This window comes from Prauserella endophytica, from assembly GCF_005146945.1.
Taxonomy (GTDB): Bacteria; Actinomycetota; Actinomycetes; order Mycobacteriales; family Pseudonocardiaceae; genus Prauserella_A; species Prauserella_A endophytica.
In genome coordinates this window covers 56,350-68,178 of sequence record NZ_SWMS01000025.1, presented here as the reverse complement: position 1 = coordinate 68,178, position 11,829 = coordinate 56,350, and the positions used below count along the sequence as shown (strand labels likewise).

General features: G+C 68.2%; 11 protein-coding genes, 3 tRNA genes and 2 pseudogenes. 3 read left to right on the top strand and 13 right to left on the bottom strand.

Annotated features, from left to right (window positions below; translation table 11 throughout):
* Positions 1–83: 83 nt before the first annotated feature.
* Positions 84–1,025 (bottom strand): alpha/beta hydrolase fold domain-containing protein, encoded by a 942-nt coding sequence (locus tag FCN18_RS31315; protein ID WP_137096768.1) that lies wholly within the window; start codon positions 1,023–1,025, stop codon positions 84–86.
* Positions 1,026–1,206: 181 nt separating this feature from the next.
* Here FCN18_RS31315 and FCN18_RS31310 point away from each other — a divergent pair, with 181 nt between their 5' ends.
* Positions 1,207–2,220 (top strand): LacI family DNA-binding transcriptional regulator, encoded by a 1,014-nt coding sequence (locus FCN18_RS31310; protein ID WP_113644597.1) that lies wholly within the window; start codon positions 1,207–1,209, stop codon positions 2,218–2,220.
* On the opposite strand, the gene FCN18_RS31305 is transcribed toward FCN18_RS31310, so the two are convergent.
* The 4 genes and pseudogenes from FCN18_RS31305 to FCN18_RS31290 all read right to left on the bottom strand — a co-directional run bounded on the left by FCN18_RS31305 (position 2,212) and on the right by FCN18_RS31290 (position 5,702).
* Entirely contained in the window at positions 2,212–2,697 is a 486-nt protein-coding gene (locus tag FCN18_RS31305) for a Pycsar system effector family protein (protein WP_112265186.1), read from the bottom strand. The genes FCN18_RS31310 and FCN18_RS31305 overlap by 9 nt on opposite strands.
* Positions 2,698–2,845: 148 nt before the next feature.
* Positions 2,846–3,673: a maleylpyruvate isomerase family mycothiol-dependent enzyme gene (locus FCN18_RS31300; RefSeq protein WP_137096767.1), complete on the bottom strand. Its 828-nt coding sequence runs from the start codon at positions 3,671–3,673 to the stop codon at positions 2,846–2,848.
* A gap of 42 nt (positions 3,674–3,715) precedes the next feature.
* Complete coding sequence (locus FCN18_RS31295) at positions 3,716–4,132, bottom strand: PPOX class F420-dependent oxidoreductase (RefSeq protein WP_137096766.1); 417 nt, start codon at positions 4,130–4,132, stop codon at positions 3,716–3,718.
* 78 nt (positions 4,133–4,210) lie between these two features.
* Positions 4,211–5,702: pseudogene (locus FCN18_RS31290) on the bottom strand (SulP family inorganic anion transporter).
* 545 nt (positions 5,703–6,247) lie between these two features.
* Here FCN18_RS31290 and FCN18_RS31285 point away from each other — a divergent pair.
* Positions 6,248–6,712 carry a hypothetical protein gene (locus FCN18_RS31285; protein ID WP_137096765.1) on the top strand — a complete coding sequence of 155 codons (465 nt, stop codon included), beginning with the start codon at positions 6,248–6,250 and terminating at the stop codon, positions 6,710–6,712.
* A gap of 112 nt (positions 6,713–6,824) precedes the next feature.
* On the opposite strand, the gene FCN18_RS31280 is transcribed toward FCN18_RS31285, so the two are convergent.
* The 7 genes and pseudogenes from FCN18_RS31280 to FCN18_RS31250 all read right to left on the bottom strand — a co-directional run bounded on the left by FCN18_RS31280 (position 6,825) and on the right by FCN18_RS31250 (position 10,392).
* Positions 6,825–7,244: a sugar O-acetyltransferase gene (locus tag FCN18_RS31280; protein WP_228714226.1), complete on the bottom strand. Its 420-nt coding sequence runs from the start codon at positions 7,242–7,244 to the stop codon at positions 6,825–6,827.
* Between the two features lie 34 nt (positions 7,245–7,278).
* Positions 7,279–7,731 (bottom strand): annotated as a pseudogene (locus FCN18_RS40750) (site-specific integrase); the annotation flags it as partial.
* Between the two features lie 108 nt (positions 7,732–7,839).
* Complete coding sequence (locus FCN18_RS31270) at positions 7,840–8,490, bottom strand: hypothetical protein (RefSeq protein WP_137096764.1); 651 nt, start codon at positions 8,488–8,490, stop codon at positions 7,840–7,842.
* A gap of 865 nt (positions 8,491–9,355) precedes the next feature.
* Positions 9,356–9,429, bottom strand: a tRNA-Phe gene (locus FCN18_RS31265).
* Positions 9,430–9,457: 28 nt separating this feature from the next.
* Positions 9,458–9,534 (bottom strand) — tRNA-Asp (locus FCN18_RS31260).
* A 13-nt stretch (positions 9,535–9,547) separates the two neighbouring features.
* Positions 9,548–9,620, bottom strand: a tRNA-Glu gene (locus FCN18_RS31255).
* Between the two features lie 523 nt (positions 9,621–10,143).
* Positions 10,144–10,392, bottom strand: coding sequence for a hypothetical protein (locus FCN18_RS31250; RefSeq protein ID WP_112265197.1), 249 nt, complete (start codon positions 10,390–10,392; stop codon positions 10,144–10,146).
* A 489-nt stretch (positions 10,393–10,881) separates the two neighbouring features.
* On the opposite strand from FCN18_RS31250, the gene FCN18_RS31245 reads away from it, so the two are divergent.
* Complete coding sequence (locus FCN18_RS31245) at positions 10,882–11,325, top strand: hypothetical protein (RefSeq protein WP_112265199.1); 444 nt, start codon at positions 10,882–10,884, stop codon at positions 11,323–11,325.
* Positions 11,326–11,409: 84 nt separating this feature from the next.
* On the opposite strand, the gene FCN18_RS31240 is transcribed toward FCN18_RS31245, so the two are convergent.
* Positions 11,410–11,613 (bottom strand): cold-shock protein, encoded by a 204-nt coding sequence (locus FCN18_RS31240; RefSeq protein WP_009156738.1) that lies wholly within the window; start codon positions 11,611–11,613, stop codon positions 11,410–11,412.
* Between the last annotated feature and the right edge of the window lie 216 nt (positions 11,614–11,829).

Sequence of the window (11,829 nt, the reverse complement as noted above, 5' to 3'; positions counted from 1 at the left end):
GGAGCGGGGGACTCGCGGGACCGAGCGGGGGACTCGCGGGACCGAACGGGCAACTCGCGTGTCGGAGCGGGGGACTCGCGGGCTCAGGCGGGGGACTCGCGGGTCTCGTGGGGGAACTCGCGCACGCGGCTGACCACCGTAGCGATGCGCTCCAGCGCGTCGCGCCCCTCGGGGATGTCGGCGAGCAGCCAGGCGTGGAACATGCCGGGGTACTCGTGGTACTCCAGTCCGACGCCCTCGTCCCGCGCGCGATCACGGAGGCGCCGCGCATCGACCAGCAGCACGTCACGGGTACCGACGAAGACGCTGACGCGGCCGAGGCTGGACAGCGGTCCGAACAGCGGACTCACGAGCGGATCGCGCTTGTCGAGATCGCCCGCGTAGAGGCGGCCGGCCTCGCGCAGCCCGGCGACGGCAAGGTAGGGATCGATGCGGTCGAGCTCGGGCAGCGCGGGATCGGTCATGGTGATGTCGAGCCACGGGCAGATCAGCACGAGCTCCTTCGGCTGCGGCTCGTGCGCCTCCTCCAGCGCCTCCGAGAGCACGAGTGCGAGCGCGCCGCCCGCCGAATCACCCATGATCACCTGATCACCGGGGTCGGTGTCGCCGAGCAGCTCGTTGTAGGCGTCCTTGATCATGCGAACGGTCTCGTCGGACTTGTGGTCCGGCGCGAGCGGGTAGATCGGCACCGTGACAGTGCAGCCGGTGCGCTTGATGAGCCGCTCGAAGAACGACCAGTGGTCCTTCTGGATCTGGTGGACGTAGGCGCCGCCGTGGAAGTAGAGCACGTGCTTGCTGCTCGTCGGCGCCTTCGGAGCGAGGGTGTAGCAGGGCCTGCCGTCGACCTCGCGGCAGGTCACCGACAGCCTCCGCCGAAGCTTGGCGGCCGGCCCCGCCGCAACCGGACCCTGGCTCTTCTCGATGCTGCGGTGCAGCGAGTCGAGGTCGGCATAGGTCTTCTTCGCCCGCGTGAGTCGCAGCTGCGCGACGAACAGGCGGGCCCGCAGACTCGTACCCCTGAACACGGCGCCCGGCTACCCGTTCGCGCCGACGGGAAAACGCCGTTGAAACGTATTAGCAAGATCGGCAACAAGTCCAGCCGACACGGCACGCACGACCACCCGAACTGGGCTTACCGAACCGTTGACTCATGAATCGTTTCACACCGATGATAGGCTCCGGCGAAGCGCGAACCGAGGGGACACATTGGTCGGGATCAAGGACGTGGCGCGACGCGCCGGGGTCTCGATCGGCACGGTGTCCAACGTCGTCAACCGCCCGCACATGGTATCGGCGAGCACCAGGGCCAGGGTCCTGTCGGCGATCCAGGAGCTCGGGTACGTCCGTGACGAGTCGGCCCGGCAGCTACGGGCGGGCCGCAGCCGCATCATGGCGCTGCTCGTGCTCGACCTCGGCAACCCGTTCTTCGTCGACATCGCTCGCGGCGCCGAGGAGACCGCACAGGACGAGGGCCTGCACGTCATCACCTGCGACAGCGGCCACCAGGCCGACCGCGAGGTCTCGTACCTGTCGATGCTGGCTGAGCAGCGCGTGAGGGGTGTGCTGCTCAGCCCCGTCGACACCTCGGGCGCCGCGCTGGCGACGTTCCGGCGCAGCGAGATCCCGTACGTGTTCGTCGACCGCAGGGTGCCCGCCGACGAGGCCAGCTCCGTGTCCGTCGACGACGTCACCGGTGGAGCGCTCGCGGCTCGTCACCTGGTGGAGACCGGGCACACCGAGATCGCCTTCGTCAACGGCCCGTCGATACTGGCCCAGTGCCGCGACCGCGAGGCTGGCGTGCGCTCGGTGCTCAACGCCTGCGCGGCGCGGCTGTCGGTGCTGGAGACCTCCGAGCTCGACGTGGCGTCCGGCCGCGACGCCGCCTCCCGCCTGCTCGGCATGAGCCCGAGGCCGACCGCGGTGTTCTGCGCGAACGACCTGCTGGCGCTGGGCGTGCTGCAGGGCATGGTCGCGGCGGGCGTCCGCGTGCCGGACGAGCTGGCGATCGTGGGCTACGACGACATCGAGTTCGCGGGCGCCGCCGCGGTTCCACTCACGTCGGTGCGCCAGCCAGCCCGGCGCCTGGGCCGGGCGGCGGCCGAGCTGCTCATCGCCGAGACCGGCGACGGCGACAGCGACGAGCCGGTGGAACGCCAGACGGTGGTGTTCGAACCCGAGCTGGTGGTGCGTGCGTCGACGAGCCTCACCAGGTCAGGCTGAGGCGGCGACGACACCGGCAGCGATCGCGCACAACAGCGCGGCGATGATCAGGTTGGTCGCCACCCGCAACAGGCGGAACTTCTTCGCCCCGAGCCGCACCACCGCGAGCAGCCGTTCGCGATGCCAGCGCTGCGGATCCCGCGCGAGGTCGGTGATCCGCTCGGCGAGCTCGGCGTCGGAGAGGGTCCCGTAGACGGCGAAACCGCTCCCGCGAAGCCGGGGCCGCACGCTCCACAGCAACAGCAACAGCGCGGTGGCCAGCAACGTCAGCGCGGCCCAGAAGGCCAGCAGCGCAGGCAACGGCGTCGTGGCACCGGGCAGCAGAGCGAGGCCCACGGTGACGATGGGGCTGAACACCGCGAGGAGCATGCTCGCCTTTGTCTCCGTGCGGGCCAGCGCCGCGTCGCCCCGGGCCAGCTCCTCCCGCAGGAAGTCCTCCACCTTCGCCGGATCGAGCCCTTCCCGAACTTCCGTCATCACCGCATCATGCCCACCTCCGCGACCACGCGGGGCCACATCTGACGAACGTCTCCCTCAGGTGGACAGATCCAGCTTCCGGATCACGCGCGCCGGACTGCCCGCCACGAACTGCGGGCACTCGCCGGGCAACGTGCGGTACTGCCGCTCAGTCACGGATGATCGACACGATCCGGCACGCCGCTCGCCCGAGCCGCTGGTCGCCCTCGATCCGGCTGCGCGCGATGGCGTCCTCCGGTTCGATCCCGCGCGTGCACAACCGCCACAGGGTGTCGGCCTCGACGTGCACCATCGCGGCGGGCTCACCGGCCGACGCCTCAGCGAGGCTCCATCCGTTCGCCGTGGCCGTCACCCTCCACGTGCGCCCCAGCGTGTTGACGTCGAGGCGCGTGCCCGGCACGGCGGCGACGTCGCGCAGCGTGAACGGCAGGGCTCGCAGGAACGTGTCGAGCACGGGCAGGAGGAGCCGTTCGTCGAGGTCAGGCCGCAGGCCGACTGCCTCGCGGATCTGCTGCCGGTGCACCCAGTACTCGGTGAGGTCGCGAGCGCAGTCCAGCCACAGCGGCGCGGGATCGGCCCCGGCCCACGAGACACCGAGGCTGCGCCCGTCGGGGTCGCTGCCCTGCCAGAGCGCGGCGATCTGGTCGCCGGTCAGCGTGAGCGTGTCGATGAGGCACCGTGGGCTGAGGCGGGCGCAGGCGTCGACCCACTCCTGGTTGATGCGATGGATGAAGCCGGCGAGGTCTTCCCCGTCGCGTGGCCTCGGCCCGCCGTGCCCGTCGCGGTCGCGGGCCAGGCGGCCGTAGTCGTCGCCGAGCAGGTGGGCCGCGACATCCCGGACGCTCCACCCCGGCACGGCGGTGCGCGACCAGTCCGCGGCGTCGAGTCCGCCAAGCAGAGCGAGCAACTCGGCTCGCTCGGGTTGGAACAGCTTGCGGGCGTCGATCGGCTCACCGAGCCAGGCGAAGTCGGCCATGGCTTCGATTCCTACCGCGCGAAGCCGGCCTGGCTCAACCGGTTAACCGACGTCGCGGGCACCGGACTCCGTGTCGTGCGGCTCGGTCTCGAGGTCGTCGAGGCCGAGGCCGATGATGCGTTCGGGGTGGATGCGGATGAGCGCTCCGTCCAGTTCGGACGGCCCGTCCAGCCCGGCGTCGATCGCCTCGGCACGTCCGCGAATCTCGAGGCAGCGCACGCGCCACGGCTCGACCGAGGCGATGTCGTCGACGACAAAGGCGACGCGACCGTTGTCGGCCACGTTGCGGAACTTCCGGCTCCGTGCCATGTGGTAACCACGGATGTCGATGGTCCCGGTGGCGGCGTTGTAGCGGAAGCCGACCGGGTTCACCTGCAACGTCCCGTCGGGCTGCACGGTGGCGAGCCTGCCAAGGCGCTGTGTGCGGAGGTACTTGAGCTCGATGTCGTTGAAGGGCATGCGTTCAGCGTGCTACCTCTACCATGGTGGAGGTCAACCGGTCGCAGGCCGATGACCATCACCCGATATCGCGGCCGGTCAGTGGTTTCCCGCGAGTTCGCCGCTGAGACGGCGATGCATGGTCTCGCTGTGCTCGTTGAGGCCGACGATCTCGACGGTCTTGCCTTGTGCGGCGTACTTCGTGGAGATGGCATCGAGCGCGGCGACCGTGGAGGCGTCCCAGATGTGCGCGGCGGTCAGGTCGATCACCACGCGCTCCGGGTCGCCCGTGTAGTCGAACTGGTAGACGAGGTCGTTGCTGGAGGCGAAGAACAGCTCGCCGGTGACGGAGTACACCACCTGACCGCCGTCGGGGTCGGCGACGGCGGTGACGTTGACGAGGTGCGCGACCCGCCTCGCGAAGACGACCATCGCAGTGATCGTGCCGGCAACCACGCCGATCGCGAGGTTGTGCGTGGCCACGACCACCCCCACGGTGACGGCCATGACGGTGAGCTCACCCACGGGCATGCGCTTGAGCGTGGCCGGCCGGACGCTGTGCCAGTCGAACGTGCTGAAGGCGACCAGCACCATCACCGCGACCAGCGCCGCCATGGGGATCTCGGACACCACCGGCCCGAGCACCAGGCAGAGGATCAGCAGGAACACACCGGCAAGGAACGTCGAGAGCCGGGTGCGGGCACCGCCGGCGCGGACGTTGATCATGGTCTGGCCGATCATGGCGCACCCGCCCATCCCGCCGAACACACCGGTGACGACGTTGGCGATGCCCTGGCCGACGGCCTCGCGGGTCTTGTTGGAGTGTGTGTCGGTGATGTCATCGACCAGTTTGGCGGTCATCAGCGACTCCATGAGCCCCACCAACGCGAACGCCAGTGCGTACGGGGCGATGAGCTGCAACGTCTCCCACGTGAGCGGCACGTCCGGCAGGCCGGGAGCCGGGAGCCGGGAACGACGACGGCAGTTCGCCCTTGTCCCCGACGGTCGGTACGGCGATCCCGGCGGCGACGGTGAGCACGGTGAGCACCACGATCGAAACCAGCGGCGCCGGAACCGCCTTGGTCAGCCTCGGCAAGAACACCATCAGCGCGAGGCCGCCTGCGAACAGCGGGTACACCGGCCACGGCACGTCGATCAGTTCCGGCACCTGGGCCATGAAGATGAGGATCGCCAGCGCGTTAACGAAGCCGACCATGACGCTGCGCGGCACGAACCGCATCAGCCTGGCCACGCCCAGCGCGCCGAGCGCCACCTGGAACAGCCCACCCAGGATGACGGCGGCGATCAGGTGACTCAGACCGTGCTCGCGGGCCAGCGGGGCGACCACCAGAGCGATGGCGCCGGTCGCGGCCGAGATCATCGCCGGACGACCTCCGACGACCGCGATCACCACGGCCATCGTGAACGACGCGAACAACCCAACGCTCGGGTCGACGCCCGCGATGATCGAGAACGAGATGGCCTCGGGAATCAACGCCAGCGCGACGACCAGGGCGGAAAGGACCTCCGTCTTGGCGACCCTCGGAGACAGCCACGACGGCCGCTCGAAACGTCGACGGGCGAAGGACAGGACAGCAGTACCAGGCACGGAACACCTAACATCGCTCGAGCGCACCACGTCGGGCGCGGGTGAAACGGGCAACAGCCGAGTGGAAGGCAACGCCTGCGGCAGCAGGCGGCTGGGAGAAGGAAGGCCTGTTAAGGCGGGGTCATCCCCTTGTACTGGGTGAACATGACGCTCCTCGACGTTCGACGATGCCGAATGTGGGGGCGTCAACGACCCCCGGAGACCGGTCCGCTGGACCGGCCGTCCGAACTCGCCACTCAACTTAGCCGAACGCGGGCTCGCGGCGGACACGCACCCTCGGCGAGGCCGATCGCCCCGCGGCCCTCGAGGGCGACCTCGACGAAGCGGTCACGCGGGACGGTGCAGGTCCGGATCCCGCACCGTGTCCCACAGGTCCGCTACCCCGTGGGGTCGAGCTTCGCGTCGGAGGCTCACTGCTTCCTCCGCAGGGCGCGCCTGGTCAACCACTGGACCGCGAGCGACGTTCGTTGCGATGATCGGGCCTTCGACCGGGCCGGAAAGGGGTAAGTCCGACGGATGTTGTGGTCATGAGCCGGCTACGCGAGTTGTTGACGCCCGCGGAATTGCGCCCCGACGCGTCGTTCAGCATCGGTTGCTGGGTGAGTATGAAGGGTGGCTTCTTCGCGCCCCAACAGACGACCTATTCGGGCTACCGGTTTCCCGTTCAACGTCCACGAGATGGCGAGCGCCACGGCAGCGTCGCATGTCCGCGGTGCGGTGACATGGTTCCGTACTCGGTCCTCAGCGTGGACGACGCGCTCCGGCGGCGCCGGAACTGTCGAGCGGCCTGGATCGTGACCGGCGCGGCGCTACTCGTGATCCCGGTCGTGATCATGATCGTCATGTCGGCCCGGGGGGACGACGACTGGGTCGAGGTTTTCCCGCTCCTGGTCCCCGGCATCGGCTGCGTCCTCGCAGCTTTGTTCCACCCACCGTCGATCACCGGCATCACGTCCGGCAAACCCCGCGGACAGCACATGCTGGCGAGGTAGGCGAGATCCCGCGCAGCAGGGGCACCGCCATCAGCTAACTCGCTGTACTGCCGAATTGCCCCCGAACAGGTCGAGAGCGGCGCGCAAGCGCGCCGCGAGGGCCGCTCGACGCCTAACGATCAAGCTTCCGAATCACCCGTGCCGGGTTCCCTACCGCGAGCACACGCGCCGGGAGGTCCCGCGTGACCACGCTCCCCGCGCCGACCACCGCGTTGTCACCGACCGTTACGCCAGCGCACACGATCACTCCGCCGCCCAACCACACGTTGTTACCGATCACGATCGGCTCGGCACGCTCCCACCGCTGCCGGCGCATCCCGTGCTCGTCCACCGGATGCAACGCCGTCAACAACTGCACCCGAGGCCCAATCGACACGTCATCCCCGATCGTGATCGACGCGCAATCCAGCAGGATCGCGTCATAGTTCAGGAAGCTGTTCGACCCCAGCCGGATGAGATAGCCGTAGTCACACTGAAAGCGAGGCATGATCCACGAACCCTCGCCAACCTCCCCCAACAGTTCGCGCAGCACCCTCTGCCGTTCTTCGTGCTGGTCCGCCGCCGTCGCCGAGCACGAGCAGCACCGTGGCCGCCGTGCGGCGCGCGTCGTGCAGGCGAGCTTCGCGGACGCCAGCTTCTTCGAGAAGCGCCTTCCATTCGCGGAGGTCGCGGCGCGGGTCAATCGGAGTACCGTTCGGCTGGGTGAACATCCAGTCGCCGCCGTGCCAGTCGGAGTCGGCGAACTCGCGTTCCTTCGCCTGCTGCTCCGCGTGCGTGAGCAGCAGGTCGAACAGACGGTCTGGCAGCACAATGCCACGCCGGCCAGCTTTCGACTTCATGTCTACCTCGACCAGGCCACCGCCGTGTCGCTGGGGGCACCAGCGAGCGTGACTCGTGCAGTCAGGCGGGCACGGCGGCGGGCAGGGCTTACAGTGGTGCCGCTTGCAGCCCTCGAGGCACGGCGTCGTCTTGTGGTACTTGCGGCCGCACGCGTGCGGGTTCTCGCAACCATGCTGCCACGGCCCCGCGGCAGGCTGAATCGGCAGGCAACTTCTCGATCAGAAAGCTACTGTGGCGGGCGATGGCGTGGTCTGCCTGGCCAAAGCCACTCGTTCACGTTGCCACTATCAGTAGGTGATCTCCCAACCGGCCGGTCCCCCGTAGTACTCGTGGTTTACGTTCTGGAAGATCAGCGTCGCGCCCTGCGGTTGGCTCACACCGGTTTCCAGGGTGACTTCGTAGGCCTGATTCTGCCCGAAGCTCCACGGGTCAGTACCCACGTCAGCCAGGCAGCCGATCAGGTACCCGCGGCCGGGCGGTTCGCGGCTGACTCCGTCGGGCGAGAGTTCCTTGAACGTGGGAGCGGCGAACAGTTCAGTGAGCCAGTCCTTCGTTTCGGGATCATTGCCGGTCTTAACCCGGAAGTCGAGCGCCATGATGTTGTCCGGGTTCTCGCCGTACGACGCGGTCTCGGGGTCGCACGGCGGGTTGGGCCGGAGGCCGGTGAGTGTGAAGGTTGCGTCACCGGCCGCGCCGAGCGCGGAAGGGAGCGTGAACGACTCGCCCACGGACAGGGGAACGTGACCGCGCCTGTTGGTGTCCCACGGGTTGATGATGCCAGTGTCGAACTCGTCTGGCCCGCTGCCAGTTGGTGATACTTGGGGTGGTGCTGCTGCAGGCTGCGGCCGCTGCCCTCCGCTGGTTTCGTTGTCGCTGCACGCCGCCGCGCCGAGGCCCGCAACGGATGCGAGCGCCAACGTGGCCATGATCTTTCGCATGGCTAGCTCCGGTTCGGATGTGCTCAGTCCAGTGGCTTCCGAGTGAGAACTCGAACGTCACGCGCAGTTCCGTGCTCGTCAACGCACAAACAGCAACGACTTTGTGGTCCCCTGACCGCTGCCCCGGACAGCGCGCACCTCTACGTCTGCCGCCGGAGGCAAGCGCTGATCAGGTGGGCGATGGTTCGGACCCGCACCAGGCAGGAACGGTGTCGCGGGTGCCACTCGGCCGCCTCGGCGAGCTGGCCCGCGACGGACTACGACTTGGCTCGGGAATCGCGCTAACGCTCCACCGCTACTGGCCACGATCGAGACCGCGCGCGACGTTGAAGAGCGCTCGTCGCGTTGCGCAGCGCTGGTAACGGTGCCGGACCCACTACGGGATTGAGCCGCCGGGATCGAGGGAGCCTGGTTCCTTCTCGGCGAGCTTGGCCACGGACACGGAGGCGTCCACCACATGATTCTGCGGCAGTACGCAAATTGCGTAGCGAGCGGCGGCGCTGATGCGGCCCGGGCGGCATTCCTGATCTGCAACTGCTGCCGCCGTGCCCTGCCCTGGTGTACGCGAACAGCCCGCTCGGCAGGCACTCCGTCCTCGCCGAGCATCCCGGCGCCCACTTCCCGTAGCGCCGCACACGGGCTGTGATGGTCCACCCCGCGCGTCTGGGAGGCCCCCTGTGCCAATCTCAGCGGCGAGAAGTGGAGATACGTGGCAGAACCTGTGTCTGCCGAGACGTCGACCGGAGAGGCTCGCTCGGCGGCAGCGGGCGTAGCGGCAAAGGCAAATGAGACGAGGACTGAGACGACCACAGATGAAACGGCCCCCGCCGGGGTCGACGGGGGCCGTTTTCGCAGGTAGAGGGAGTGGCCAGGGCCGGGGTCGAACCGGCGACCTTCCGCTTTTCAGGCGGACGCTCGTACCAACTGAGCTACCTGGCCGGATACGCCGGCTTCCAGCCGAACGCTCTGGCGACCCTGACGGGACTCGAACCCGCGACCTTCGCCGTGACAGGGCGACGCGCTAACCAACTGCGCCACAGGGCCTTACCGTGTTGCGTACTCCCAACGGGATTCGAACCCGCGTTGCCGCCTTGAAAGGGCGGAGTCCTAGGCCGCTAGACGATGGGAGCCCGGCCAGTTCGGCGAACCGACCGACCGCGCTCTCAGGTCTTTCCCTGGGAGCGATGACTAGTCTAGGACACCCCCACAACCCCATTCACAGCGGGTACCCCATCAACTCTGACCTGCACAAACCCTCCTCCGGCCCGAGCGAGCACCGGCAGGCCCCGGCGGGGGCCCGCACGGGACAACAGCGTTACGAAAACCTTGTCGTCACGTTTACGAAAGCGAAAGACCCTGTGGCGAAACACTGTTGCCACCGGCAATCAATTGCCCCGTGAGGGTCTGGACCAGTAACTTGAGCCTCGTGCTGCCCAGGTGCACGACCAGGGGGTGTGCACCTGGGCAGCCTGGGGGCCCGGCACACAACGCCTAGGAGTGCCCTGAAGAACCCGCCCGTAGCGAGCGGCGATCCAGACGGCGGCCTCGCAAGGCGGGGGAAGTCCTCGTACCGGGTCGTACTCGGGCTTTCCGACAGCGTGGCGAGGCGCCGTCTGGGCGTCGCGCAGTAGGCAGCGGTTGTCCAGCGCGCTGCTAGCGCTGCACCGGCGCGTTGCCGTCGTCGTCAGGCTTTAGTCCCAGCATGTCCAGCAACTGGGCGCAGTCTTCGATCCCACGGGCTCCTCGCGCCACGGCGAGCCTCGCCCTTCGCACCTGGTCGTCGGAGACCCGCGGAGCGTCGGCCTGCCCGGCCCGCTGCGCCGGCACGCCGCCGAGCCCGGCACCCTGCCCTTCTCCCTCGTAACGAAGGAGGAACTGCCGCACTTCCACAGACCCGCTCATGGTTCCTCCTGGGGCTTCTGGATCACCTTGGCCGCGAGGCTAGCCAGCACGGGAACCCCTCGACAGCCCCCCGCAGAGTGAAGCTCCAAGCACGCTGCGTGGACTTGAGCGGCCATTCGGGGACAGTTCGGAAATGTCGCTCCGGCAACGGAGAAATGACAGGTCGGAGCCCTTTTTCGGACGCAACACTCGCGGCGCCCGGCCATGTCATGTAACAATCATCGTGCTGACACACCCCCGGTCAGCGCCTGTGGAGATCCCCTCCGGCCCCCGCGTTCCTCCCCCTGGCGCGGGGGCCTCTCCATTTCCACACCAATTCGATCTTGCCCATTGGGAAACGACCGTCGGCTACAGAATGCATTCACCTGCTGCGCCAGGCAGGTAAGCGACTACTCCAGATGGCACAACTTCGGAGAAAAGAGCGCGACACGCGGTGTGGGTAGGGTCACAGGCGTATCGCGGCCGAGACACAACCGTTATCGTGTCCGGGTGCCTCTTCCCTCATTCGGACGGCTCAGCAGCCGCACCAACCTCAAGGCAGTGAACGGCGGTCGACACCGCGGCGCCGCCACACAGGACGCGGACCCCGCCGCCGAAGACCACGAGCTGACGAGCTACCTCGCGGCACTGGCGCCCGAGACCGACCCGGAGAGCACCGGGTCCGGCAGGCGCTTCGGTGATGCGCAGGTCTACCAGCTCCGCATGAACCTCATCGCCAGCCAGCAACTGAAGGACCTCGCCATCGAGCGCGGCACCTCGCCGCAGGCGCTCGCCCAGGAATGGGTGCTGGAGCGTCTCGCGTGGGAGGCGCAGGCCGCGTCCGACCTGCGCCAGCCGCGCCGCGCGCAGGCGCCCGACCCCGAACCGCAGACCGACCAGTACGTCTTCGACCGTCAGCAGTGGGAGCAGCCCCTCCGCGGCGGCCTCGGCTGACAGGCGCGGACACACCGACGCGAAACGATCGAGCCCCCGGCGGAAACTCCGCCGGGGGCTCGATGCAGTCAGGGGGTGACGCGCTTAGAGAGCGCGAACCTTCTGGGCCTGCGGCCCCTTCTGACCCTGGCCGACCTCGAACTCCACTCGCTGGTTCTCCTCGAGCGTGCGGAAGCCGCGACCCTCGATCTCCGAGTAGTGGACGAACACGTCGCCCTCGCCGCCGTCCTGGGCGATGAAGCCGAAGCCCTTCTCGGCGTTGAACCACTTCACAGTGCCTTGCGCCACCGTTTTACTCCTCGTTGCTGTTCCGCATGAACACCGCCGAAGCGATGTCCTGGCCGTCCCGGGCGGTTCCAACGAGACGAGCAAAGAGCGCGGCGGCTCAGGGCTCGCGTCAGAAGTTCCGCGAGTGTGAAGCCACTAACACGCAAAACGACGGCCACCCGGCAGCCTACCGGCTACCGGCCGTTTGCGAACCCCGCAATCTCAGGTTGGTCCGAC

What these genes read in the sequence shown, in the direction of transcription:
- FCN18_RS31305 (WP_112265186.1), bottom strand. Translation starts at nt 2,697, where the DNA reads ATGACGGAAGTTCGGGAAGGGCTCGATCCGGCGAAGGTGGAGGACTTC.
- FCN18_RS31300 (WP_137096767.1), bottom strand. Translation starts at nt 3,673, where the DNA reads ATGGCCGACTTCGCCTGGCTCGGTGAGCCGATCGACGCCCGCAAGCTG.
- FCN18_RS31295 (WP_137096766.1), bottom strand. Translation starts at nt 4,132, where the DNA reads ATGCCCTTCAACGACATCGAGCTCAAGTACCTCCGCACACAGCGCCTT.
- FCN18_RS31285 (WP_137096765.1), top strand. Translation starts at nt 6,248, where the DNA reads ATGAGCCGGCTACGCGAGTTGTTGACGCCCGCGGAATTGCGCCCCGAC.
- FCN18_RS31270 (WP_137096764.1), bottom strand. Translation starts at nt 8,490, where the DNA reads ATGCGAAAGATCATGGCCACGTTGGCGCTCGCATCCGTTGCGGGCCTC.
- FCN18_RS31250 (WP_112265197.1), bottom strand. Translation starts at nt 10,392, where the DNA reads ATGAGCGGGTCTGTGGAAGTGCGGCAGTTCCTCCTTCGTTACGAGGGA.